General features: G+C 43.5%; 19 protein-coding genes. 11 read left to right on the top strand and 8 right to left on the bottom strand.

Annotation, left to right across the window (positions count from 1 at the left end):
* Nucleotides 1-80: 80 nt before the first annotated feature.
* Together H6F66_RS23040 and H6F66_RS23035 are read right to left on the bottom strand one after the other, a co-directional pair.
* Complete coding sequence (locus tag H6F66_RS23040; protein ID WP_190426045.1) at nucleotides 81-1,505, bottom strand: NADP-dependent isocitrate dehydrogenase; 1,425 nt, start codon at nucleotides 1,503-1,505, stop codon at nucleotides 81-83.
* 100 nt (nucleotides 1,506-1,605) lie between these two features.
* Entirely contained in the window at nucleotides 1,606-2,343 is a 738-nt protein-coding gene (locus H6F66_RS23035; protein ID WP_190426042.1) for a PEP-CTERM sorting domain-containing protein, read from the bottom strand.
* Between the two features lie 874 nt (nucleotides 2,344-3,217).
* Between H6F66_RS23035 and H6F66_RS23030 the strand changes: the two genes are divergently transcribed.
* The 5 genes from H6F66_RS23030 (at nucleotide 3,218) to H6F66_RS23010 (ending at nucleotide 8,739) form a co-directional block, all read left to right on the top strand.
* Nucleotides 3,218-3,904 (top strand): response regulator transcription factor, encoded by a 687-nt coding sequence (locus tag H6F66_RS23030; RefSeq protein ID WP_190426039.1) that lies wholly within the window; start codon nucleotides 3,218-3,220, stop codon nucleotides 3,902-3,904.
* An 84-nt stretch (nucleotides 3,905-3,988) separates the two neighbouring features.
* Nucleotides 3,989-4,483, top strand: a complete 495-nt coding sequence (locus H6F66_RS23025) for an adenylyltransferase/cytidyltransferase family protein (RefSeq protein WP_190426036.1) — start codon at nucleotides 3,989-3,991, stop codon at nucleotides 4,481-4,483.
* Nucleotides 4,484-4,607: 124 nt separating this feature from the next.
* A complete protein-coding gene (locus H6F66_RS23020) occupies nucleotides 4,608-5,348 on the top strand; it encodes a GUN4 domain-containing protein (protein WP_190426033.1) in 741 nt (246 codons plus the stop codon).
* A 270-nt stretch (nucleotides 5,349-5,618) separates the two neighbouring features.
* Nucleotides 5,619-7,223: a GAF domain-containing sensor histidine kinase gene (locus tag H6F66_RS23015; protein ID WP_190426112.1), complete on the top strand. Its 1,605-nt coding sequence runs from the start codon at nucleotides 5,619-5,621 to the stop codon at nucleotides 7,221-7,223.
* Between the two features lie 103 nt (nucleotides 7,224-7,326).
* Nucleotides 7,327-8,739 carry an IctB family putative bicarbonate transporter gene (locus tag H6F66_RS23010; RefSeq protein WP_190426030.1) on the top strand — a complete coding sequence of 471 codons (1,413 nt, stop codon included), beginning with the start codon at nucleotides 7,327-7,329 and terminating at the stop codon, nucleotides 8,737-8,739.
* Between the two features lie 99 nt (nucleotides 8,740-8,838).
* Here the strand turns inward: H6F66_RS23010 and H6F66_RS23005 are convergent, their stop codons facing one another.
* From H6F66_RS23005 to H6F66_RS22990, 4 genes are all read right to left on the bottom strand, one after another.
* The gene (locus tag H6F66_RS23005) at nucleotides 8,839-9,144 is read right to left on the bottom strand and encodes a WGxxGxxG family protein (protein ID WP_190426026.1); all 306 of its coding nucleotides are present in this window, start codon (nucleotides 9,142-9,144) and stop codon (nucleotides 8,839-8,841) included.
* Between the two features lie 151 nt (nucleotides 9,145-9,295).
* Nucleotides 9,296-9,763, bottom strand: coding sequence for an SsrA-binding protein SmpB (smpB, locus tag H6F66_RS23000; RefSeq protein ID WP_190426023.1), 468 nt, complete (start codon nucleotides 9,761-9,763; stop codon nucleotides 9,296-9,298).
* A gap of 165 nt (nucleotides 9,764-9,928) precedes the next feature.
* Entirely contained in the window at nucleotides 9,929-11,881 is a 1,953-nt protein-coding gene (locus H6F66_RS22995; protein ID WP_190426012.1) for a serine/threonine-protein kinase, read from the bottom strand.
* A gap of 155 nt (nucleotides 11,882-12,036) precedes the next feature.
* Nucleotides 12,037-12,219: a hypothetical protein gene (locus H6F66_RS22990; protein WP_190426009.1), complete on the bottom strand. Its 183-nt coding sequence runs from the start codon at nucleotides 12,217-12,219 to the stop codon at nucleotides 12,037-12,039.
* A 104-nt stretch (nucleotides 12,220-12,323) separates the two neighbouring features.
* Between H6F66_RS22990 and H6F66_RS22985 the strand changes: the two genes are divergently transcribed.
* From H6F66_RS22985 to H6F66_RS22965, 5 genes are all read left to right on the top strand, one after another.
* Nucleotides 12,324-14,456 (top strand): serine/threonine-protein kinase, encoded by a 2,133-nt coding sequence (locus H6F66_RS22985; RefSeq protein ID WP_190426006.1) that lies wholly within the window; start codon nucleotides 12,324-12,326, stop codon nucleotides 14,454-14,456.
* 138 nt (nucleotides 14,457-14,594) lie between these two features.
* A complete protein-coding gene (locus tag H6F66_RS22980; RefSeq protein ID WP_190425988.1) occupies nucleotides 14,595-16,046 on the top strand; it encodes a serine/threonine-protein kinase in 1,452 nt (483 codons plus the stop codon).
* A gap of 94 nt (nucleotides 16,047-16,140) precedes the next feature.
* Nucleotides 16,141-16,710: a Uma2 family endonuclease gene (locus H6F66_RS22975; protein ID WP_190425965.1), complete on the top strand. Its 570-nt coding sequence runs from the start codon at nucleotides 16,141-16,143 to the stop codon at nucleotides 16,708-16,710.
* A gap of 109 nt (nucleotides 16,711-16,819) precedes the next feature.
* Nucleotides 16,820-19,822 (top strand): excinuclease ABC subunit UvrA, encoded by a 3,003-nt coding sequence (gene uvrA / locus H6F66_RS22970; protein WP_190425962.1) that lies wholly within the window; start codon nucleotides 16,820-16,822, stop codon nucleotides 19,820-19,822.
* Nucleotides 19,823-20,323: 501 nt separating this feature from the next.
* Complete coding sequence (locus tag H6F66_RS22965; RefSeq protein ID WP_190425959.1) at nucleotides 20,324-20,911, top strand: peptidoglycan-binding protein; 588 nt, start codon at nucleotides 20,324-20,326, stop codon at nucleotides 20,909-20,911.
* Between the two features lie 377 nt (nucleotides 20,912-21,288).
* On the opposite strand, the gene H6F66_RS22960 is transcribed toward H6F66_RS22965, so the two are convergent.
* Nucleotides 21,289-22,119 carry a DUF2927 domain-containing protein gene (locus H6F66_RS22960; RefSeq protein ID WP_199295486.1) on the bottom strand — a complete coding sequence of 277 codons (831 nt, stop codon included), beginning with the start codon at nucleotides 22,117-22,119 and terminating at the stop codon, nucleotides 21,289-21,291.
* A 634-nt stretch (nucleotides 22,120-22,753) separates the two neighbouring features.
* Between H6F66_RS22960 and H6F66_RS22955 the strand changes: the two genes are divergently transcribed.
* Entirely contained in the window at nucleotides 22,754-24,076 is a 1,323-nt protein-coding gene (locus H6F66_RS22955; RefSeq protein ID WP_190425954.1) for a hypothetical protein, read from the top strand.
* An 83-nt stretch (nucleotides 24,077-24,159) separates the two neighbouring features.
* On the opposite strand, the gene H6F66_RS22950 is transcribed toward H6F66_RS22955, so the two are convergent.
* Nucleotides 24,160-24,576: a DUF2358 domain-containing protein gene (locus H6F66_RS22950; protein ID WP_190425950.1), complete on the bottom strand. Its 417-nt coding sequence runs from the start codon at nucleotides 24,574-24,576 to the stop codon at nucleotides 24,160-24,162.
* Nucleotides 24,577-24,757 lie beyond the last annotated feature (181 nt).

The raw sequence follows: 24,757 nt of genomic DNA, 5'->3' as shown, positions 1-24,757 counted from the left end.
AATAGAATTCGAGTTTTGAGTTATTAATTTAAAATTAATAACTCAAAACTCTTTCAATTAATCAGGACAGCTGACAACTATCAATTGAAATATTTGATAATCGCCTCTGCAAACTCAGAACATTTCAGAGGTGGCTCTACTGGTGGTTCCATCAACCGCGCTAAATCATAAGTCACTTCGCGGTTAGAAATAGCTTCACCAAGCCCTTTCTTAATCAAATCCGCTGCCTCTTGCCAGCCCATAAATTCCAGCATCATCACCCCCGACAAAATCACCGAACCAGGGTTTACCCGGTCTAAACCAGCGTGTTTAGGAGCAGTACCGTGAGTAGCCTCAAAGATGGCACATTGATCGCCAATATTAGCTCCAGGCCCCATCCCCAATCCGCCGACAATCGCAGCAGCTGCGTCAGAGAGATAATCCCCGTTCAAATTCATCGTGGCGAGAATGGAATATTCATCCGGTCGCGTCTGAATTTGTTGGAAAATACTGTCCGCAATTCGGTCATTCACCATCACCAAGTTTTTCCACTGACCGTTACCGTGAGTTTGCCAGATGGAGTTGAGGACATCTTCAACTTCCTGACAGATTTGGGCTTTTTTCTCCTCAGTAAGGGCATCGTACCCAGGATCGATCTGACGGGCGTTTTCTTCTAAACTAATATCTGGGTTACGCTCTTTGTTGCTCAGAATCCAAGATTCACGTTCAGTGACGCACTCGCCTCGAAACTCTGTAGTTACCAGTTCATAGCCCCAGTCGCGGAAAGCGCCCTCAGTGTACTTCATGATATTGCCCTTATGCACCAGCGTCACCTGCTGCTTGTTCTTGGGGAGTCTCAGGGCATTTTTCATGGCACGGCGCACCAAACGTTGGGAACCCGTTTTGCTAATTGGTTTGATGCCGATGCCAGAGTCGAGGGGAATTTGCTTTTTCCCGTGTTCGGGTGTCGCGGGAATTAACTCAGTATTGAGCAGTTTAATCAGTTTATCGCCAATTTCGCTGCCCTGTCGCCACTCAATTCCTAGATAGATATCTTCTGTGTTTTCTCGGTAGATGATGACATCTAGTTTTTCTGGAGTTTTGTGGGGAGAGGGCGTACCTGCGTAATACTTGCAGGGGCGAACGCAGGAGTAGAGGTCGAAAATTTGACGCAATGCCACATTCAGCGACCGAATGCCTCCTCCAATTGGCGTTGTCAATGGCCCTTTGATGGCAATCCCATACTCTTTAATCGCGTCGAGGGTGTCTTGGGGCAAATACTGGTAGGTGCCGTACTTTTCGCAGGCTTCATCACCTGCGTAGACTTTAAACCAGTTAATTTGCCGTTTACCGCCGTAGGCTTCTTTGACGGCGGCATCAAAGACTTTTTGAGATGCGGGCCAGAGGTCTATTCCCGTGCCGTCGCCGCGAATGAAGGGGATAATTGGGTTATCTGGGACAATGGGTTCCCCATTTTTAAAGGTAATCTTAGAGCCTGTTTCGGGAGGAGCGATCTTTTCGTACATATTACACACTTGTTGAGTCTAGTCTGAGCCAGACAATGCTTTTTTGAAGGCTACCAGATCATCAAAGCTTGCGATCGCTCAAGTCAAGCTTTTTTGAATTTTAAGCTTTTTGTTTGCTACGCCGCCCGCTCCTCATCCAGGCAATGCCACCGACAATCAAGGAAAATAGAGACATAGAGGCTGGCTCTGGAACTGACTCTGATTCTGACAATGGCCCCTCTACTGTCGTGCCAACTTTGATTTGATAGGCAAGCTGGGATTGAGAGGGGGTTGCTCCTAACCAACTCATAATTGATTGTCCAGTGAGGAGAAAATCTGTTTTATCAGATAGACCTCTAATTCGCAGATAGTCTAAGCTGTCTCCATTTGCATCCGCAACAGAAGAATTATTCAGGGCAAGTCCGTTTAGGAATAAATTGTCAACTTCAATTTTGGAGTTGGGCTTGGTAGCTCTGGTGCGGATTAAAATGTCTGTAAAGGGGCCGGTGGCGGTCGAGGTTAAGGTTTTACCTCCTACGGTGTAGCTGACATTTTGGGTAGCTGCTTGGTACGCAAGGGTAAAAGGTGTTGCTGTGCCATTTGACCAGACAAATTCATCCCGATCTAAAATGACAAAATTATTATTAACAATGTCATGGATATCGAGTTCGTAAGTCGTTCCACCGATTGAGTTAGACCCTATTCGACCTTCGGGAACAAAGGAAAGTTTATCGATCAGCGCATTATAGTCTGTATCTGTGTCCAAATGGCTGAGGCTGTAAGCACTAGCTGCATGAGGCGATGCCATTAGTCCCAGCGCGGCAAGGGACAGGGTGACAAATGTATGGCAGGTTTTCATATACTTTGTTAACTTGATTTTTTTGTAGTCTTTGCTACAAAAATTATGCCACTTTTTAGGCGCATTTTACAAGTGCATTTGGGCATTTTTCTCCCAAAAAATATGTTTTATTTATTTATTTTAACTATTTAGTAAATCAGAGTAGAAATCAGCTATGTGGCAAAGGGCAATAAAGTAAAACAAGGTTACTCTAAAAAAACTAAGTAATTCTGCGGAAGTTATAAATACTTAAAGTAAGTATTTATTGGGAAGTTCTAGGGCAAGCATATTCGAGCGAATTTGGAGAGGTAATCTAAGACATATTTGATAATTTCCGCCATTTTGGTGAAGTGGGGAAAGTTTAAATGTTAAAAAATATGGGGTTAATGCTGCAATATCAGCATTAGTTTTAGAGAAAAATTTGGTATTGGTTGCTTAAGCTACTGCGCTCTCAACCAATTGCTTAAGCAAAAATACTTAATAGTTTTCTGCGAGTATTTCAGCTAGAACATCGCGCCTGCTTCATTTTCATCAACTGAAAGCCAGGAAGCGCTGACATGACAAAGTTAGGAAAAATATTATAGCTCATAACAGCCATTTTTTGCTGTCAAATGGTTTTCGATGCAGCATTGAGCGCAGTCAGACATCAGCCATTATGCTGAAGTAGGGTAGATCGAGCGCGATCGCCCCCGTGCGATACCTCTTTATACCCCAGTTTCACTACCACTGGTTGAGACACTGCTAACGCTGCCGATTATTTACAAGCTGATATAAAAAAGATATATGCTGCACAACCAGCCTCTGTACTTTCCAATAACACAACTCACGATAAAGCGGGATAATCCAGTTTGCAGAGCATGACTGATATGGATGGTAAGGGCCCTCTAGAATAACGATGAAAAAAATATTAGTCGTTGATGATGACAGAACCCTGCGAACCGTCTTGACACGCTACCTGCAAACCCAAGGGTATCAGGTTCAGGATGTAAGTTCTGGTATGGAGGCATTAACTGTTTTTGAACAAGATGCACCGGATGTAGTGGTTAGTGATGTCATGATGCCAGAAATGGACGGTCTGGAATTTTGCCGCCGTCTGCGAGGAATACCTTCAGGACAGTTAGTGCCATTTATATTTTTATCAGGAAAAGGAGAATTAGAAGACCGAATTCAAGGACACACAATAGGAGCAGATGATTATCTGACAAAACCTTTCGATCCACGGGAATTAGTTGCAAAAATTGAGGCACAGCTAGAGCGATCGCGCCGCATCAATGCAGAAATGGTACGGTTAATGCAGCAGCTGGCTACCGGCGCTGCCCCTGCTGAAGAGAAATCACAACACTCAGATGTTCCCCCAGTAATGTCACTGCCCTTAACCCCAGCAGAGCAAAGAGTTTTTTGGGAGGTAATTCAAGGTTTTACCAACAAACAAATTAGCGATCGCTTGTTCATCAGTCCCCGCACAGTTCAAACCCATCTGAGTAACATCCTCGGTAAGCTGGAGCTAGACAATCGCTCTCAACTGGTTCGCTTTGCCTTTGAACGCGGATACCGCCGTCCCAGCAATGAGGAGCAATTATAGAGGAAATGCTAGTTGCTTGTTCATTGCTAATTGTTAAAAGCCATGAGCCATTACCCATTAGCTATTAGCCATTAACTATTAGGCATGATTACCAGCGTCTACACATTGAGTGAAATAAGTCAAGCGATCGCGAACGATCAGTCGCAATGGAGACCGTTAGTATTTACTAACGGGTGCTTTGATATACTCCATGCAGGTCATGTGAGATATTTACAAATAGCAAAGTCCTTCGGGCGATCGCTTGTGGTGGGGTTAAATAGCGATCGCTCAGTCAGTGCCATCAAACCGCACAAACAGGGATTGCCTCCTCGACCTATAGTTCCCCAACAGCAGCGCGCAGAAGTTCTCGCCGCCCTAAAGTCCGTCGATGGGGTAGTGATTTTCGACACCTTAACCGCCACTAGCTTAATTGAAGCACTCAAACCTGATATTTATGTCAAAGGAGGCGACTACAGCACACAAACCCTGCCAGAAGCACCAGCTGTTTTGGCATACGGGGGGCGGATAGAATTAGTCAAAGTGGAAATTCCTACCTCGACCACAGCACTTATTGACCGCATCCTGCACTCAAGTCAATAGTTATAAGTCATTGAAACTTTGAAACGTTGGGTAGGGATTCTCGTTCTCACAACGCCTCCAGCGTCTCCAATCTTCAAACGTTCAAACGCTTACGGAAAAAAGACAACAGACTGAAACTTGCTTCATGATTGACCCAAAGACTGCCGATCTACCAGACACCACCTCTAACGACATCGCCGCCCTCCGCTTCAAGTTTGAGTCGGGTTCTCCAGCAGGGCAACTACAACTCATTCCGGAACTCATACAAGCTGGAGAATCCGGTTTAGAGGTACTGATGGAATTTTTACTTCAAAGCAAGTCAAACCCTGCCACTTTGGTTGCTTTCAAAGCCTACCAGACCCTTGAGAGCGCCAACTCAAAAGTCGCAGATGAATTTCTGCAAACCCATTTCCCTAACGGGATCGTACCGCTAAACTCAGAACGCGGCATCGACTACACACCCCTGCAACAGCTGCTCAAAAAACAGGACTTTCTTTCAGCTGACCGGATGACCCTGCAAAAAATGTGTGAATTAGCAGGCGTTGATGCCGTGCAGAGAAAATGGTTGTACTTTACTGAAGTAGAAAACTTCCCCATTAAGGATTTGCAAACCATCAATAACCTGTGGTTCGTCTACTCAGAAGGGAAATTTGGCTTTGGAGTGCAGCACGAAATTTGGTTGGGTGTCGGCAAAAACTTCTTAAAATTCTGGCCGAAAATCGGCTGGAAGAACGGAAACAACTGGACTCGATACCCCAACGGGTTTACCTGGGATCTGTCCGCTCCTAAAGGTCATCTGCCTCTGTCCAATCAGCTGCGAGGTGTCCGGGTAATTGCCTCATTGCTATCTCATCCCGCCTGGTCGAATAAAAGTCCTGAATCTTGAGTGTTAAAGAGCGATCGCATTGGGTCAGCGTTAACGCTATTATGTGGTTCGCGTCAACCGATAGCAGCGCTCTCGAAGACCGACTAAGTTAGCAATGTTGCGATCGCTCTTTAACCTAACGCATCCTACCTATCTTCATCCTTGCTTGTTCAGCTTTTTAGGCAATCTTTCCTGAACGTGTTGATTATTGGCTTGATTCGGGAACGCTAAATATAGCTGGAAATTATTAATGATGTCATACAAGCAACGTGTATGGGGGTAGGGATAGTAATGGTAGGCCCAGAAAGTAGACTTTTTTGCCGTTTGGATGGTTTGACACCACAAGTTAGAGAACAACAAAGACTCAAGGCTTTGCGAGAGTTGGGGCTACTGGAAACAGAAATAATTCCCGTTTTTGAGGAAGCTACACAAACAGCAGCCCGCTTTTTGGAAGCGCCAATCTGCTTTTTGGGTTTAATAGCACAAGAAACCCAGTGGCTCAAGTCAGCTGTGGGTTTATCGCGAGTGGGACTGATGAACGAGCTAGCGACTTCGCGGCAAATCCCACGCAATGAAACCTTCTGCGCTTATGTAGTAGATAGTCATCAGGTATTGGCAATTTACGATACTAATGACAAGCTTTGCCAGCCAATATTTGCTGAGAGTTTGCTGGTGCAGCACTACGGCATCCGTTCCTACTTAGGCACCCCCCTGTTGACATCTGATGGAATTTGTCTGGGTACGCTGGCAGTAATGGATTTAGTGCCTCGTAGTTTTACCAGCAAAGATATTGAATTTTTGGCACTCATGGCACGCTGGAGCCTCAGCGAATATGAGCGAAACCTTCTGCTTCTGGGAACACGGCAAGTGGATTCGCCACAGCGTATCAGCTCCAGCAGTCAATGGTTTGCTAAATCGTCGCTACACGCGCCACCAGACTCTTACGAGCACTTAGGACACAACGCCGCTACTCCCCTGAATTCGAGCGATTTGCTTTCCCTGACCCGTTCAGCCCCCAACCCATCTGCAACTACCTCTGTTAAAGCTAAACTGCTATCTCAGCTGTCGCAGGAACTGCGAACCCCACTAACTTCGGTGATGGGGATGGCGAGTGTTTTGGGTCGCGAAGTTTACGGGCCATTAACAACTAAGCAGAAGGAGTATCTGGAAATTATCCACCACAGTGGACGCCACTTAGTTTCGCTAGTGGATGAAATTTTGTCTTTGGGAGGGCTAGATGAAGGTAGCCAAAAACTCGATTTTACGTCTGTAGACATTGAAATGCTCTGTCAACAGGCAATTAATAGCTTGGAACAGTTTGCGTCTGGGCGGCAGCAACAGATTCGTTTATCAATAGAACCTGGTAAGCGCATCTGGTTGCTGGATAAGGAGAAGGTGCGGCAAATTCTCTACTACCTGATTTTTAATTTAATTAACTCAGGCAGTGCGGGTGGTGTGGTTCGCATTCATGTCTCTCGCAAAGGCGAAAGGCTGAACATTTCTGTCTGGGTTTCTCACCCTTGGTTAGGAGATGGTCTGCCTCAGATTGAGTTTTACTCGCATTCAGAAGTTTCGACGCTCTCGGAGCGATCAGAAGTGGCGCTGCAAGCCAGCATCACCCACACTCAGCAATCGCAATCATCTATGTCGTGCCTCCAAGCAGCTAATCCAATGCTGCTGAATGGTTCTGCTACCGCTAATCCTCCCAGTCCGGAACCAGTATCTGGGCAGCAACAGAGCAATAGCAACTCTCGCGAAAATCTTGGACTTTTACTCAGCTGTCTGTTGGCGGAAATTCATGGCGGACAAATTTCTGTTCAAGGCTCTCCAGACGCAGGTTATCGCTATGTTGTCAGCTTGCCGCCAATGGAGAGTGAAGAAACATTTGACGATTGACTGACAATGGGCTATAGACTATGTACTTGGGAATAGGTAATGGCTAATTGCTAACGGCTAATGGCTAATGGCAATTAGCACTTGAACAATTAGCAATTAGCAAATGACCAATTACATAACTCTTTGGCAACGATTTACCATGTCCAATTTGCCGCTGTATCAGTGGCAAAGCACCAGCTATTTACATCGGTTGGTTGGTATCCTGCGATCTTGGCGGCAAAGTAGCTGGCTGATGCAGTGGGAGCAAGCGATAGGAGCTGTGTTGGTAGCTTTAGTGTTTGTTTTAGCTCCTTTCGTGTCAAATGTCCTGATCGGCGTGTTAATGGCTGCTGGCGCTGGTTTTTGGGCGCTGCTGACACTCTCGGATGATCGGGGGTACGTCCAAGGCTCCCCAAAGGTGACACCTATTCACTGGCTGGTTTTGCTGTACTGGGGTATTGCTACGATAGCAACGGCTTTGTCTCCGGAGAAGGAAGCAGCTTTTAAGGGATGGTCGAAGCTAACGCTATATTTGCTGTTTTTTGCGCTGATGGCGCGGGTGTTGCGATCGCCTCGTCTGCGCTCAATACTTATTACCGTCTACTTGCACGTGGCGTTGATTGTCAGTGTATATGGGTTGCGGCAGTGGTTTTTTGGGGCAGAAGCTTTGGCAACTTGGACAGATCCCACGTCTCCCATGTCTAAAACTACGCGAGTTTACAGTTACCTGGGTAATCCTAATTTACTGGCAGCTTATCTGTTGCCTGCGATCGCTTTATCTTTGGCAGCTGTTTTCGTTTGGCGCGGTTGGGTTCCCAAAGCCTTAGCGTTGACGATGTTTGTGGTAAATTCTGCCTGTCTGGTTTTAACTTTTAGCCGCGGCGGTTGGATCGCCTTGATATTTTTGCTGGGCGCGTTTGCGATGATGCTGGTTTTCTGGTGGAGTATCCAGATGCCTCCTTTCTGGCGAACTTGGTCGCTACCGTTGTTATTGGGAAGTTCGGCGGTTGTACTATTGTTAGCTTTACTATTTGTGGAACCATTACGCGATCGCGTTTTAAGTATGTTTAGTGGTCGCAAAGATAGCAGCAATAATTTTCGGATCAATGTCTGGATTGCGGTGAGAGAAATGATCCGCGATCGCCCGATTCTGGGTATTGGCCCTGGTAATGTTGTTTTCAATAAAATCTATCCGGTGTATCAGCTTCCTCGTTATAACGCTTTGAGTGCCTATTCTATCTTTCTGGAATTGCTTGTAGAAACTGGTTTTATCGGGTTTACCAGTTTTATGTGGCTGCTAATTGTCACCTTTAACCAGGGATGGTTACAACTCACTCGGTTGCGGAAAGTACAAAGACGCGACGGGTTTTGGCTGATGGCGGCGATTGCGGCTATGTTGGGTTTGCTGGGACACGGGTTGGTAGATACAGTCTGGTACCGACCGGAAGTTAATACTCTCTGGTGGATGATGGTGGCGTTGATTGCTAGTTATTACATTGTCTCCCCTGCAAGTGATCGCACTTTGCCCACGAGCTAGAGATATAGCGATCGTGGTTGATAATTTTCTCCTTCTCTTATGAAAAAAAAGCAGAAAGATTTTTTCGTCTTTCTGCTTTTTTTTTAAATTTTAGTCTTTTTACTCTCTATATCCAGTACTACCAGTACGACTTGCTGGATCGGGGTCGCGGTATGCTGTCGGCTCATTGTTCTTGCGGCCAGCCAGCCCAGCTAAACCAGCCAGACCAAGCAAGCCCAGCCAGCCCCAATCGAAACCATCATCTTCGTTCTCAACAACAACATCTTGGCCTGAAGTAGCGGGGTCTACAGTAGTTGTATTATCGGGATTTGTTTGAGCAGAGGCGGGCATAGTTAAGGGGAGAAGTGCCATACTCACGGTGAGAACGCCAGCTCCAACAACTTTCGACAAATTAGAACGCTTCATAAGTTAAATTAAGTAAAGTGCTTTGTGAGTTCCTAACTTATAAAGGTAGACTTCTTCCCCAAAAATAGAATCAATCTGTGGCTATAAAGTTAGCTGGTTGTTCCCTCTAACTATAGAGATAGAAGATGCACTTTTTCCCCACTTTCTGAGTTTAGTAATTTTTCATGGCTCGTTCCATATCGCGTTTATCTTCACGTTTCTTGATGTCTTCGCGCTTATCGTGCAGCTTTTTCCCTTTGCCAAGCCCAATTGTTAGCTTCACCCAACCCCGCTTTAAATACATTTTCAAAGGCACTAAAGTTAAGCCCTGCTGTTCCACCTTGCCAATCAGTTTGCGGATTTCCTGTCGGTGCAGCAGCAGTTTGCGCGTGCGCCTGGGGTCGTGGTTGAAAAATTCGCCGATACCCTTGTACGGCGAAATGTGGACGTTTATCAGCCATACTTCACTATTGCGAATCAAAGCATAGCCATCTCGCAGATTAACCTGACCTTGGCGAATCGATTTAACTTCCGTACCAGTTAACTCAATTCCAGCCTCATAGGTTTCCAAAATTTCATAGAGGAAACGGGCTTGTCGGTTATCGCTAATAATTTTAATACCTTCGTTCTTTTCACTCATCGCAACCCAGCTGTGGAAAACCTTGTCTTAACGTAGCCTTAAAATGCAAGCGATCGCAACAACCCAGAAGAGGGAGACAGGCAAATTCTCCTCATTATTTTGGGCCTCAGTCTATAACTAGGAACGAGAATAATTTCCCCAGTCGCCAGCCCCTGCTTTGGATAACTATCGGGAACGGACTTTAATAGTAACTTCTTGGAGGCGGCTACCAGGGTTAATATCTTGATACTTCGCCTCGGTGTTGCTGCTGGATGACACTTTGTTGGCTGAAGAAGACTTGGCGGTTGACATTGCAGCCTTTTGAGCCTCAGTCTGGATGTGCTGCTTTTTGGTGTACTCAGCAATTTTGGCTTGAGCTTGAGCGTAGGTGGGAGTGTCTTGAGGAATCTGTTGGAGATAGTTTAAGGCACCAGCAAAATTTGTTTGAGCTGCTCTCTCGTATGCTTGTTGTAACAAATATTCAGATTTAATCCGCTCTTTCTCAGTATATTCTACCAGTTTTTGTTGAATTGTTACATCTACCGTATCTTTAGGAATTAATTTCAGATAGTTAACAGCGCTGGTAAAGTCTTTTTCTGAAGCTTTTTCATAGGCTTTTTGAATTAATTGTTTTGCTTCTGCTTCTATTTTGGGTTGTGCTTTTTGGAGGATTGGCTCGGCTTTCTTTTCCCAAAAAGGAACATCAGGAATCTTACGAGCGGCAACTACGACATCTAACCATCGGCTTTCCTTAAATGCTTGTTCAGCCGCTTTAAATTGAGTAGCGGCGGTATGCCAATCTTTGCTCCACTCTTGGATGGCGGCTTGAGCTTCTGGATAGACGGTACTTTTTGAAGGAATGGACTTAGCCAGCGCGATCGCGCCTTTGAAATCTCCATTTTGATATTTTTCCTGCGCCGTTACCAAAATTCCTGATGTTGATTCTGAGGGAAACGCTTGCAGCAGAGAATATATCCCACCCGCAATTACTAAACTATTAGCTGCAATACCTATGGTAACTCCAGTAAGAATAGGAGAAGTAGGAACTTTATAGGAGCGATTTTCTACACTTGGGTTAAATGAACTTTGCCTAATAATTCCTTCAGAGTTCTCTACAGGCGTGTTTATTAACACTTCTTGTATACTCGCCGTTTCCCCACCCCATACTTTCGAGAAGGGTAAGAGGCGGCGTAAACCCGCTTCTACAATTACGGCTCGGCTCAACACTTCTTGCCTACCAGCCGACATTCGGATACAGTCCGCCTCTAGGACTTCTGGCTCCGAAATCTCTACGGTTAACGGTTGCAGCGCCTGTAATGTTTCAAATGCTGATTGGTAGCGGGTGCGAAAGTGATAGCGTACCATTTTTTTTAGCACCGAAATTAACTCATTTAGAGGTGATTCATACATCGCTTCTAGCGGCAAATGATGCTCCCAAATCACCTCCCCCGTAACCGGATCTTCTGTTAGTTGGGCTGGTTCCACACCTATCAGTGCTTGGATGGCAATCATTCCCAGAGCATAAATATCGCTATTTGGGTGGGGATGTCCTATCAGTTGCTCGGCGGGAATATACCCCAACCCACTAATAGCCAGGGTAGTGTTACTCTGGGCTTTATCTATAGTAAAATGCTGCGATTGAACTGCGCTAAAATCGGTTAGAAATAACTTGCCATCTCCGGAGCGTCTAATGATATTGTTCGGTTTAATATCGCAATAAATGATACCTTGAGAGTGAACAAAGTCAAGAATGCACAAGATATCTTGCAGCATTTGTACAACTTGACTTTGAGTCCACCGTTTGACACAGCCTTTGCTGATTGGCAGTTCCGCACTCAGCGGATGGCCTTGAATGAATTCTTGCACTAAGAAAAATTCTTGGTTTTCTTCAAAGTAGTCTAATAGTTGGGGAATATGCTCGTTATCTTTTAGTTTCTTTAAAGTTTCGGTTTCACAGATAAACCTACGCTTTGTAATTGAAGAGAGGTTGGGGGCTGGAGAGGCAAAATTGAAGTGTTTGAGAACACATCTGGGGTTGCCTGTTTGGTGAAGGTCTTCAGCAATATAGGTTTGCCCAAAAACCCCAGAGATCAGGAGCTGGACAATTTGGTAACGACTTTTTACTATTTTGCCGATCATTGGGTGGATTGCCAGCTCCTTATACAGTGGCTTTTAAACGCACATCTAGATATATATATATTTTTTCGGGAATCTCCCTGTCTTTCCGGATCTTGTGGAAAGCGATCGCTTGCAGGTTGCATACCCTGAACCCTAGCAACGGCAAGGAAATCGCCCTAAACGCCGTACAATGCCCTCATAAGCTGGGATAGTATTTTTTCCGGAAGACGCGATCGCTTGCGTAAACCTTCTCTCACGTCCTCCCACTCAGCACTTTTTTCCAATAAGCTGTAACATCCAATAATTAGGGCGGATGAAAGCGCAAAGCTTACTTGCGGTGTCTGATTAATTGTTTTCACCCGTGTAGGTGGAGTTAGGCGCGTTGTTCTGTGCCAAAATCGTTTTCAGCCGTTGCGCGATTTTTTGCAAGACCCTTCCCTAACGCCAACTGTCACGAAACTGCATGAACTTAACTTTAGGACAAATACTAGGAGGACACTACCAAATCATCAACTCCTTGGGAGGAGGTGGGTTTGGTAAAACTTACCTTGCTAAAGATATGTATCTCCCTGGCAATCCTCCGTGCGTTGTTAAGCAACTTAAGCCTCAGTCAACCAATCCGCAGACTTTAGAAATAGCAAGGCGTTTATTCGATACTGAAGCTAAAGTTTTGTATCAATTAGGAAATCACGCTCAAATTCCCCGCCTTTTTGCTTACTTTGAGGAAAATCAAGAGTTTTATCTGATTCAAGAATTTATTGAAGGCTATAACCTCAGCGAGGAACTCACTCCCGGTAAACAGTTGAGTGAAGATGAAGTTGTTTCCCTTTTACAAGATATTTTAGAAATTTTAGAATTTGTCCATCAACAAAATGTAATTCACCGTGATATTAATCCCCGTAACTTAATCCGTCGTCAGGAAGACAATAAGTTAGTTTTAATTGATTTTGGTGCAGTAAAACAAATCAGCACTCAGATAATTAATGGTATACAGAGTAACTTGACTGTAGCTATTGGTACGCAAGGGTATCTACCCAGCGAACAAGCTAACGGACACCCTAAATTAACTAGCGATATTTACGCTGTGGGCATGATTGGGATTCAAGCTCTCACTGGGATATTTCCTAATCAGTTAAAAACCGACCTCGATACTGGGGAAATCATCTGGCGTAATCATTCATCAGTTAGCAATGGTCTGGGGAATGTTTTAGACAAGATGGTGCGTTATGATTTTCGGCAGCGCTACCAATCAGCATCTGAAGGATTGCAAGCACTTAAAGATTTGAAGATTCCTACGGGTGTCACGATGATGGTTTCGCCAGTTGCTAAAACCCCAGTTCGTCCAACAACTCACAAGAAAGCTAAAAAATCAGTCTCGATTTGGAGAAATGTTTTAATATTAACTGTTCTGTTTGGATTAGGGACAGTGGGCGGACTTTATTTGGTAAATTTTGTTAATTCTTCTAATGCAACTGATTTATATAATCGAGGCAAGACGCTATCTGAGTTAAACCGGAATGAGGAAGCGATCGCGCTTTACAACAAAGCTCTTAAAATTAGTCCAGATTACTTTGAGGCTTGGAATGGCTGCGGTAAATCTCTGTTAGATTTAAAGAAGTACAAAGAGGCACTTGATGCCTATGATAAAGCAATTCAACTGAATCCAGTTTCTTTTGAAGCTTGGGCTGGTAGAGGTTATGTCTTGGATAACTTGCAGCGATACAAAGAAGCAATTTATTCTTTTGACAAGGCTTTGAAAGTCAAGCAGAACTCGCCTGAAGTCTGGAATGGTAAAGGAGAAGCACAGACTAATTTACAACAATACGAAGAAGCAATAGACTCTTTTGATAAAGCAGTTAAATTTAAGCAAGATTATTATCAAGCTTGGTATAGTAAGGGATGGGCAGAGCATAATTTGCAGAAGTATGAGGATGCGATCACCTCTTACAACAAAGCGATTGATTTCAAATCCGACTACGCGCAAGCTTGGCACAATCGCGGGAATTCGCTCATCAGCTTGCAACGTTACCAAGATGCTGTTGAGTCTTATGAGAAAGCTGTTAAATTTCAGCCGAATAATTATAATGCTTGGTACAGTCGTGGCAATGCTTTAGTTAATTTGCAGCAATATAAAGAAGCGATTGATTCATATAAACAAGTGAATAAAATTCAACCAAGCTACTACAAAGGCTGGTACGCGAGAGGTTGGGCGCTGCATCAATTGGAACGTTACGAAGAAGCATTAGGCTTTTATCAAAAAGCGCTTAGATTAAATAATAATGATTATATAATTTGGTACAATCTAGGGAATCTATTGTATAATTTGAAAAAATACGAGGATGCGATCGCGTCTTATAACCGAGCTGTTAGTATTAGATCAGAACACTACGAAAGCTGGTTCAGTCGCGGCAATGCGCTATTTAATTTACAAAAATACCAAGAAGCGTTGTCTTCCTATGAGAAGGCAATTCGATACAAGCCCGATTACCAGCAAGCAATAGAAGCTAAACAACAGGTGGAGAGTCAAATAAAGCCAGAAAAGTTGACTCCAAAAGCAGGTAAAAAGTCAGATAAATCCGGAAAAGCTGACTCTTGATAGGAAGCAATAGGGGAGCATCTCAAATAAATTTCCCACAGGCTCAAGCCTCGCGCGAGGTTACTTGTTAGGCGTTTTTACAAAATTGAGATGCACTCCATCAGTATTAATTTGCTGCGCCAAGATTGAGAGACAGCGATGAATCAAATGAGTAACTATCCAGACTTTTCCCAGCCAGGTTATCAAGTCATCAGAGAATTAGGGCGCAACCGGGAAGCAGGACGTATTACCTATCAAGCTACCGCCCTCAACTCGGATCAACAGGTAGTAATCAAAGAGTTTCGTTTTGCAGATGCAGCTGGTGACTGGTCGAGTTTTAAAGCTTATCAGCGCGAGATTGAAGTGCTGCAACAGATGCAGCATTCCCGCATTCCTCAATACCTAAATTCCTTTGAAACTCCAGCGGGTTTTTGCCTGGTGCAGGAATATAAAAACGCGCCATCTTTAGCAGAAAGATGCAGCTTTAATCCTGAAGAAATCAAACAAATTGCTCTCTCAGTATTAGAAATTTTGGCTTACCTACAAAGGCGAACCCCCCCAATTATTCATCGAGATATCAAACCTGAAAATATCTTGGTTGACGAGCAATTAAATGCTTACCTAGTTGATTTTGGGTTGGCGAGAATTCGGAGTGGGGAAGTGGCAATGAGCAGTGTGGCAGCAGGAACTCCAGGTTTTATGCCGCCGGAAGAACAGTTTGGGCGTCCCCTTACAAAGGCATCAGACCTCTATAGTTTAGGTGTAACCCTAATCTGCTTACTGACTGGCACCCGTTCGGTTGCTATCGGTAACTTAATTGATGACGACTATCGTTTTGATTTTAAGAAATTGGTTCCTCAGCTAAGTTCAAGCTTTGCGGAATGGCTAACAAAAATGGTGGAACCAAACCTGAAAAATCGCTTCGATGATGCTATTGTTGCGATGACCGCACTTAAGCCTATTGATGTTGTCGGCAGTAGCATAAAAAGTAGAAACAAAGCCGCTGTATTGGGGTTAGCCAGCATCGGTATTATCGCCGGGTTGGGGGCTATGATGATTTACCCAGCTTTGACAACTCCCCGGCAGGAAACTTTGGTTAAGCGGTTATTGGAAACTAAAGAATGTGAAAAGTGCGATCTCCACGGTGTCAATTTGAAGGGTGCAAACCTGGGGAATGCTAACTTGCGAGATGCCAACTTACAAGGTGCCAACTTAGAGTTTGCCAACCTGGGAAATGCTAACTTGCAGGAAGCTTATTTGGATAATGCCAAACTGGGAAGTGCCAACTTGGGAAGTGCCAACCTGGAGTTTGCCAAATTAGGAAGTGCTGACTTGGGAAGTGCCAATTTGGGTAGTGCCAACTTGCGCGGTGCGTTCTTGGCGAGTGGACACTTGCAGGGTGCCAACCTGGAGTTTGCTAACCTGCGGGGCGTCAACTTGGGAAGTGCCAACTTGGGAAGTGCCAACTTGGGAAGTGCTAACTTGAAAGATGCTTACCTGGAGGGTACTAACTTGGAGGGTGCTAACTTGAAGGGTGCCAAGTTAGATACCAAGCTACGGAATGCAAATTTCAAGGGTGCAATTATGCCTGATGGCACTAAACATAGATAAAATCTTTGCAGATGTGAAGGCGATCGCTTCTCCTTGCCAAGTAATTTTAAAAGCGATCGCTTAAAATAAAAGCATCATAAAGAACCTATAAAATATGACCTTTAATAAAAGCGATATCTACGTTTCCCCAGAATCTTATTTAGAAGGTGAGAAGATAAGTCCAATCAAACATGAGTATAAGCAAGGGAAAATTTATGCAATGGCAGGTGCAAGCGATGCCCATAATATAATTGCAAGCAATCTATTTGCGCTCCTTAGAAATTATGTTCGCGGTACTGGTTGCCGGGTCTACATGGGAGAGATGAAAGTCCGGATTGAACAAGCCAATATTTTTTATTATCCCGATGTGATGGTAACTTGTGATGAGCGGGATAGGAATCCTGATGATTTCAAGCGATACCCTTGCTTAATTATTGAAGTGCTGTCTCCAACAACACAAGCTTTTGATAGAAGTGATAAATTTGCCGACTATCGAACGTTGGAAACGCTCCAAGAATATGTGTTAATACATCAAGAAAAGGTAAGTGTAGATTCTTTCCGTCGCAATTCCGAAGGGCGTTGGGTTCTCTATCCCTACCGAAAAGACGAAGAAGTTGAATTGGCTAGTGTTAATTTTAGCTGTCGAATTGCCGCACTGTATGAGGATGTCTTAGAACTTAGCTGATGGCTTACTACTGACTTTCAGTTACCCATCATTTCAGGAATCGGATAAGTCATCAAAGTTTTGCAAAAGACAGCGTTAAGATCGTTAAGCACTGTTTCCCCCTGCCCTCATGTCTGACCGTGTAAATCTTTCAGATGCTCTACCAACCCATTCCCCAAATGGGCATCATCCCAAGGGCGTAAATCAGGAAAACCAAAATAAAATTCGCATTCGCGGCGCTAGGCAGCACAATCTGAAAAATATTGATTTGGAATTGCCGCGCGATCGCTTGATTGTCTTTACTGGTGTCTCCGGGAGTGGTAAGTCTTCCCTTGCCTTTGATACCATCTTTGCGGAAGGGCAGCGGCGTTACGTTGAGTCTCTAAGTGCCTATGCACGGCAATTTTTAGGGCAGTTAGATAAACCCGATGTAGATGCGATTGAAGGCTTAAGTCCGGCAATTTCCATTGACCAAAAATCGACTTCTCACAACCCACGTTCCACAGTTGGCACGGTGACGGAGATTTACGACTACCTGCGACTGTTGTTTGGACGCGCTGGTGAACCGCATTGTCCGATATGCGATCGCTCAATTGCACCGCAGACGATTGATGAGATATGCGATCGCATCATGGAACTGCCCGACGGCACCCGCTTCCAAATTCTAGCGCCCGTGGTGCGCGGTAAGAAAGGCACTCATCAAAAATTGCTCTCCAGTCTAGTTTCTGAAGGATTTGCTCGCGTCCGCGTCGATGGCGAGGTTTTTCAACTGTCCGATTCTATTGAACTTGATAAAAATTATACTCACACCATCGAGATTGTCATTGACAGGTTGATTAAAAAACCTGGTATTCAAGAGCGCTTAGTCGATTCTCTGGCAACCTGTCTGCGTCATGCCAGTGGAATTGCGGTCATCGACCTTCTAAATGATACATCGATACCCAAACAATCCGAGCAAACAAATACTTCTTATGCTGAAAATACCCCAAAAAGCGAAAATGTGCAAGATACTTCTACAAATGGGGAAAATTCCTATCAGCAACCAAGCAACGAATTAGTATTCTCAGAAAACTTTGCCTGTCCAGAACATGGTGCGGTGATGGATGAACTTTCCCCGCGATTGTTCTCATTTAACTCGCCTTACGGTGCTTGTCCTAAGTGTCACGGCTTGGGTAACTTGCGGACATTTTCACCAGAATTATTGGTACCAGATCCTAATTCGCCAGTGTATGCAGCTATTGCACCTTGGTCAGAAAAAGATAACTCTTACTATCTTTCGCTACTGTACAGCGTCGGACAAGCTTATGGTTTTGAAATCCAGGCACCTTGGAACAAGTTAACTTCAGAACAGCAACACATCATTTTGTACGGTTCTGATAAATCTATCAAGATAGAAGACCGTAACGAATATAGACGATACGCTGGAGTAATTCCGATGCTTCAGAGACAGTATGACGAAACCAATTCGGAACTGGTTAAACAAAAGCTGGAGCCATATTTAGTAGATCAGCTTTGCGAAGTATGTCAAGGAAAGCGATTGAAACCAGAAGCGCTTTCTGTGCGATTGGGACAATATAGAGTTACCGATTTAACGAGTGTTGATATTGGGCAATGTCGGGAACGAGTTGATAATTTAAAGTTAAGCGATCGCCAAACCCAAATCGCCGATTTAGTTTTAAAAGAAATTAGAGCTAGATTGCAATTTCTCCTTGATGTTGGTTTAGATTACCTCACCCTCGACCGTCCGGCCATGACACTTTCTGGGGGAGAAGCACAACGAATTCGTCTCGCTACTCAGATTGGTTCTGGACTCACGGGGGTACTCTACGTTTTGGATGAACCGAGTATCGGACTGCATCAAAGAGATAATGGAAGATTGCTGCAAACTTTGACCAAACTACGCGATTTGGGTAATACATTAATTGTGGTAGAGCATGATGAAGAAACTATACGTGCTGCTGACCATCTTGTTGATATTGGCCCCGGTGCAGGCGTTCATGGCGGAAGAGTTATTGCTCAAGGCGATTTGGAAACATTGTTAACAGCAGAGGAGTCTCTGACTGGTGCATATTTGTCAGGAAGACAGGTAATTGAAACGCCAGCACAGAGGAGAAATGGAAACGGGCGATCGCTTGTTCTCAAAAATGCCTACCGTAACAACTTAAGGAATATAGATGTCGAAATTCCGTTGGGTAAACTTGTCTGTGTCACTGGCGTTTCTGGTTCCGGGAAATCAACGGTAGTTAACGAATTACTTTACCCAGCATTACAACACCAACTCACCCGCAAAGTTCCTTTCCCGAAACACCTAGATACTATAAAAGGACTCAACTCGATTGATAAAGCGATTGTCATCGATCAATCTCCCATCGGACGAACTCCCCGTTCTAATTCTGCTACATATACGGGTGTTTTTGATGCGATTCGCGATGTCTTTGCCCAAACAATTGAAGCGAAAGCGAGAGGCTACAAACCAGGGCAGTTTTCTTTCAATGTTAAGGGTGGACGTTGCGAAGCTTGTGGCGGTCAGGGCGTGAACGTAATTGAGATGAACTTCCTGCCGGATGTCTATGTACAATGCGAAGTTTGCAAAGGCGATCGCTACAATCGGGAAACTCTACAAGTGAAATATAAAGGCAAGTCTATTTCCGATGTTCTCAACATGACAGTAGAAGAAAGTCTAGAGTTTTTTAAAAACATTCCGAAAGCAGCAACGCGGTTGCAAACTTTGCTTGATGTCGGGCTAGGTTACGTTCGCTTAGGACAACCCGCGCCCACATTATCCGGCGGTGAAGCGCAGCGGGTGAAGTTAGCATCAGAACTTTCTCGCCGCGCTACAGGAAAGACGCTGTATTTAATAGATGAACCGACGACAGGTTTATCTTTTTATGATGTCCACAAGTTGCTAGATGTGTTGCAACGTTTAGTAGACAAAGGTAATTCAATATTGGTGATTGAACACAACTTAGACGTAATTCGTTGCGCTGACTGGGTAATTGATTTGGGGCCAGAAGGTGGTAATAAAGGTGGAGAATTAATTGCCGTAGGTACGCCAGAGAAAGTAGCAGAGAATCCAAGGTCTTATACGGGACAATATATCAAGCAGGTGTTACAGCAGCATCCAGCAAAATGACAGTTTTTAACAAAAATAACCAGCTTTGAGGAAGCTATACCGATTCCCGCTTCGGTGCAATACAAATTTACCTTTCCCCAACCCGTCCTCTTGTAGAGGACGGGCTAATACCTCCTATAGAAGTATTGAAATGTAAGTTATCTCCAAAATTAGCGATCGCATTCCCTACACCCCCTAGCTCTAAACAAACCCACAGTTTACTAGATAAACTAATTCCAGAACGTCAAGAGAAAGTGGTACGTGAGTAACATTAATTTATAAACGTCATTTTTGCATTGTCTCTTTAGTTGCGATCGCTACTGCACTACCTGCCAGCTTAAATTATGCCGCCCGCCTGTCTAATATTATTTTTTAATTAAAAAATATAATCTAACCGAAAATTGCTTTATATCATTGTAGTTAATCTCAGTAGTTACACCCATGCGATAACGACTAACTGAGAAAAATGGCGGTGACAGCCTTTTGTCAGTTGCATTAAGCAATTTTTTGGAGAAGAAAACAATGGAAACACTTGCATACATCCATTTGTCTGTAGCCCATGAAGAAGTCACCCTCAATCCGGACGCATACGAGGTGACATTATTCAAAGGATTAAACTGGAAACCGCCAAGCTCAGCTTGGATTGGTTTATTATCTGCCATTATGGCGCTCTCAATTGTCAGCTTAGCCAATAGTGCTATGGCAGCCTATGTGAGAACCAATGGCAGTTCCCTGAGAGTCCGTTCCAGCCCTAATGGTGCGGTTGTCGGTAGCTTGCGAAATGGAACCGATATCTCCCTAAGCGGTCGCTATTCAGGAGGCTGGGCGCAGCTTTCTAATGGCAACTGGGTATCTGCCGCCTGGGTAGGGGGTAGCACCGGCGGTGGTACTACTGGTGGTGGTTCTCCATCAGGTCTGTTGCGATTTGGTATCAGTGGCCCCGGCGTGGTTAGCGTCCAGAATCGTCTGAGAGATTTAGGTTACTTTAGTGGAACCAGCACGGGATACTATGGTTCTGTAACAACGTCTTCAGTAAGAAGATTTCAGGCAGCAAACGGATTACGAGTAGACGGCGTTGTTGGACCACAAACTCGTGCGGCTTTGTATTAAGAAAGAGTCTAGGAAGTTGACAGCGTCCTAGCTAAGCGAAGGTGTCACGAGAAGTGATGGACTTCTATCACTTCTTGCAAAGCACAACAGCGATTGATCTGTAACTAACCTCCAGTATTGTCTTTAATTTTAGGGTGTCTACGGCGGTTTGGTAACGAAATACTATCTTGCCCAATCGCAGATCGGAGTATTGTTAAGAGTAAAGTTATAGCGATCACTCTTTTCGTGCTTTGCACCTTATTGCGCCCCATCGGCACAATATTGAGGTACTTTCAGCTTTTAGACAGCTTCCTATCGCTATCCGGGGAATCTCTCACTTAACTACTAAAGAAAGACCGTGCAGATTTCCGGCTTTCCTTAGTTAAAAGAGATTCCTCTTACTTAGTGCTACTATCACAAAACGATTCAACCGAAAAATCAAGAGCAGGATTGGCATCGGTTGGTCTGCAATCAGAATTAGGTGCGATTTCTTCTTGTATATCCATTGTTTTCAACACTTCCAGCACTTGTGCCTTACTCATTCCAGAACGGATTTCTGGTCGATAAAGCATTTTGATAAGAGCTTTGTCAATCTCAGCATACTCTGTTGAGTCAGTCCAACCTTGATAGAAGATACTATCTGCGTATCTGTCAGAATCCCTCATTAGTCCTAAAGATTGGGTGAGTTCTTCGCGGATCAGATGAGAGCGTTCTTTCTGGGTAATTCCAACCGTAGAAATCAAAACTCTCGACTTATAAATAGCATCATTATTCCAGCCAACCCAGCAAAAACCATAATTTAACGCCTTATAATTTGGCTCGTATTTCGCAAATTGTGAGACAGGAACAAAATAGATTTCTAGGTTGGGATTATTCGCATCGTATGACAAGTTAATATTACCTGAGGTAAGAATATTGATTTCATCAATTACTGCTTGCAAACTTGTGAGGTCTTCAGAAGTTGGCGAACCAATAACTTTAATCCTTATATCCCTATCCCATTTTTTGATTGTGGAACTTGAGCCTTCGTACTCAGTTCCCATAGCCACTTCCAGAAAATAATTAATTGCCAGAGGTGTGTATTTTCCGTTGATAGAGGTACGATTAACTGCCTTTTCACTCGTCCGGGTATCGAACGGCTTATTATTCCCATAGTTGGGTGGCTGATAAGCCAAAAGCATCAAACAGCTTACAATTAAACTACAAAGAGTTCGCTTGGTTACTGGCATATAAAATTTCAGCATGGTCAGAAGACGGCGGGTTAAATTGACGTTCTCCAATCAGAATAATGTTCCCTGGAATTGCTGCTTCTTAGTTGTTTAGTGTATTTTAACGCCGAGAAGTTAACTTTTAAGTGGCGATTGGGTACTAGGAAAGAGATATTTTTATCTCTTATTGCGAATATAGTTAATACTTGTTATTCTAATGTGAGGTGTATATTAAGTAGGTGTGCTGCGCTACGAGAAGCCGGAATTACCTCTAAACGGCGTGTAGTTAATCAGCAATTCGCTAGGAAGCGATCGCTACACCTCGGCTTCAGCTAGATACAGCTTACTACTGGTGCGTCCCAAACCTCTTCTCTACAGTAGAGGTTTTCGATTTCATTTTCCGCTATAGCTGTACAAAAAAAAAACCAGCGGAGAAAATTCCCACAAGCCTTAAAGGCGATCGCTTGCGTGACTGGCGTCACATTGCTATAGTATCCCTCCTCACCCATTCATGAGGTGGCTGTCATACGCTATCGCTGTTTTCCATCACAAAGTCTTGTGGAGAAACAGTCTACATTTAGAATAAAGAATCTTCGACAGCACCATGCAATCCCAGAGCGTTTTACCTCAACTCACAACCAAGCACTCAAGAGTTATGACGACTCCGAAAATCCGGGATGTTTTACCAAATTCTTATCAGCCTAAGCCATTGCCTAAATCAAACAAGTCGGGCAAAAATATTCTTCCTGAGCAAGAAATTATCTGCCGTTTTTTTCTCAGCATTGTTAAAAAATGGTCGCCAGACTTAGTTTTATATGAGTTCAACCAGTTATTTGTTGATCCGGCTAAGGCTGTTGCTTCTGAGCCTAGAAAAGCCCTACAAAAAATAATATTTGTTAATGCTGAAAAAGAATTTAGAAATACTTTAAAACGTTGTTTTTATATTTTAATTAATAATTGGATTGCCGCTAGGCAATCCAAATCAGCACAAGATTTAGTTCAACTGTTTTCTAATTTATCGCCTAGTAATAGCTTCTCGTCCCCAACTCGAAGAACCCTCAATGCGTGGCTATTAAATTTTGTCAATAGCCCAGATTACCAAGAACTCAAGTTATTTGTTTTTAAATATGAAGTTGTACAGAAAGACCATTGGAAATACCGTTATGCTTCTTATTTACTAGCACCTGAGTATGTAAATTCTAAAAACACCCTAGAACAGCGTCAAGCAGCTAAAGGACTAGCAAAGCAGCTAAAAGAACAATTCAAATTTGAACTGGCGATGTATACAGCTCGTTCTCAGCCTGTTACAGTTAATGATACAAGAACCCAAAACCCTACGGCTCTTGGTGATGACGCCCTGCGTTTAGTGAAGAAAGTTTTGGCAAAACGCGGCTGGTTCAACCATGCAAGTCTAGCTAATATTTTTCTCAAACAAACTCAACAGCTTAAGTACAAGTATTTTAAGCAAAGCCTACTTAAATATTTATTTTATTCTACAGATAACCAAGGTTTAGTAGAGACCCTACAAACAAAAGTAAGTAAAGCCCTAGAATCTTTCTATGAAGAATACTCAGAAAAAGAGTTAGATAGCTCTCTGCTACTCAAAACTTGTAATCGAGTTATTGAATGTTTAACGGTTAAGAGAAACGGGGAACCTTCTTCGCTGTTTATTTCCTTAGCTTCTCAAGGAAAATCCGTAACCTTAGCAATGCTTCTCCTCAAAATAATTCTAATTTCTCCCTATAGCCGTACTCATTTAGAAGTTTGTCTTGCGAAAATTATTCAGTATTATGAATGTTATCCGCAAGAAGAATGTTTTTGGGTAATCAATTTTTTGGAAGTGTCAAAAGTTACATTAGCAATTCATACGGAAAATGTTCAATACAATTTGGTGAATATGGAAGACGATGATTTAACCGAGCCTTGTAATGTAGACGAAAATGCTTATCGTGTTTTTTCTCACAAATGTGAACGCTAAAAAAGGCAAGAATCAAAAATTGAAAAGCGATTATAAGCACGTAGAGACAAATACGCAAGTCAATTTATTTTTTGCCTTTTTGCTTATTTGCGGATGAACTGCTTCAGAATTTCGCTTGGTTTACGATCCCAAGTATCGATGTGATTGTATATTAAACCATCTTTATTAAGCGTATAAGTAGAATAGCCATTAAAGAATATGCGAGCTTTCCAGGGAACTCGCAACACGCCTCGAACAGTCCAATTTGCCAAAATCGTATCCTGAGCTGTTTGAGATACATCATGCAAATCAAAATAAATTTGAGTAAAAAATAGCCTGGCGTGAAATCGCAAAGTCCAAAAGATAATGTGATAGTTGAATTTTCCTTTTAATTTGTTTACAGGATCTCGAAAGTAAATATCTTTCGCATAAATTTCGTAGGATATATCTTTTTCAAAAAGCGTCGGTAAATCTTTCTTCAAGGTTTCCATCGCCCGATTGACTTGCAATTGATATTCCATGCGTTAATATCATCCTCCGAGCTATTTTATTTTGATACGTAGCGCTTGTTCATTCTATCTGGAGGGTATATTACGGGTGCCACCCTAATGCACCTGCCTCTGGATGAACTCGCCCCAAAAGTAAAGATCAGCAACATTAATTTTAAACTTTATCTGTGATAATTATTAAAGGTTGATAAAG

The sequence above is a fragment of the Trichocoleus sp. FACHB-6 genome, assembly GCF_014695815.1.
GTDB classification, from domain to species: domain Bacteria; phylum Cyanobacteriota; class Cyanobacteriia; order Cyanobacteriales; family FACHB-T130; genus Funiculus; species Funiculus sociatus.
This window is presented reverse-complemented; position numbering and strand designations above follow the sequence as displayed.

Coding starts and splice junctions, on each gene's coding strand:
- H6F66_RS23025 (WP_190426036.1), top strand. CDS start 3,989: ATGATTACCAGCGTCTACACATTGAGTGAAATAAGTCAAGCGATCGCG.
- H6F66_RS22985 (WP_190426006.1), top strand. CDS start 12,324: ATGAACTTAACTTTAGGACAAATACTAGGAGGACACTACCAAATCATC.
- H6F66_RS23035 (WP_190426042.1), bottom strand. CDS start 2,343: ATGAAAACCTGCCATACATTTGTCACCCTGTCCCTTGCCGCGCTGGGA.
- H6F66_RS22950 (WP_190425950.1), bottom strand. CDS start 24,576: ATGGAATATCAATTGCAAGTCAATCGGGCGATGGAAACCTTGAAGAAA.
- H6F66_RS22965 (WP_190425959.1), top strand. CDS start 20,324: ATGGAAACACTTGCATACATCCATTTGTCTGTAGCCCATGAAGAAGTC.
- H6F66_RS22975 (WP_190425965.1), top strand. CDS start 16,141: ATGACCTTTAATAAAAGCGATATCTACGTTTCCCCAGAATCTTATTTA.
- H6F66_RS23015 (WP_190426112.1), top strand. CDS start 5,619: ATGGTAGGCCCAGAAAGTAGACTTTTTTGCCGTTTGGATGGTTTGACA.
- H6F66_RS23040 (WP_190426045.1), bottom strand. CDS start 1,505: ATGTACGAAAAGATCGCTCCTCCCGAAACAGGCTCTAAGATTACCTTT.
- H6F66_RS22980 (WP_190425988.1), top strand. CDS start 14,595: ATGAATCAAATGAGTAACTATCCAGACTTTTCCCAGCCAGGTTATCAA.
- uvrA (WP_190425962.1), top strand. CDS start 16,820: ATGTCTGACCGTGTAAATCTTTCAGATGCTCTACCAACCCATTCCCCA.
- smpB (WP_190426023.1), bottom strand. CDS start 9,763: ATGAGTGAAAAGAACGAAGGTATTAAAATTATTAGCGATAACCGACAA.
- H6F66_RS23030 (WP_190426039.1), top strand. CDS start 3,218: ATGAAAAAAATATTAGTCGTTGATGATGACAGAACCCTGCGAACCGTC.
- H6F66_RS23020 (WP_190426033.1), top strand. CDS start 4,608: ATGATTGACCCAAAGACTGCCGATCTACCAGACACCACCTCTAACGAC.
- H6F66_RS23010 (WP_190426030.1), top strand. CDS start 7,327: ATGACCAATTACATAACTCTTTGGCAACGATTTACCATGTCCAATTTG.
- H6F66_RS23005 (WP_190426026.1), bottom strand. CDS start 9,144: ATGAAGCGTTCTAATTTGTCGAAAGTTGTTGGAGCTGGCGTTCTCACC.
- H6F66_RS22995 (WP_190426012.1), bottom strand. CDS start 11,881: ATGATCGGCAAAATAGTAAAAAGTCGTTACCAAATTGTCCAGCTCCTG.
- H6F66_RS22955 (WP_190425954.1), top strand. CDS start 22,754: ATGACGACTCCGAAAATCCGGGATGTTTTACCAAATTCTTATCAGCCT.
- H6F66_RS22960 (WP_199295486.1), bottom strand. CDS start 22,119: ATGCCAGTAACCAAGCGAACTCTTTGTAGTTTAATTGTAAGCTGTTTG.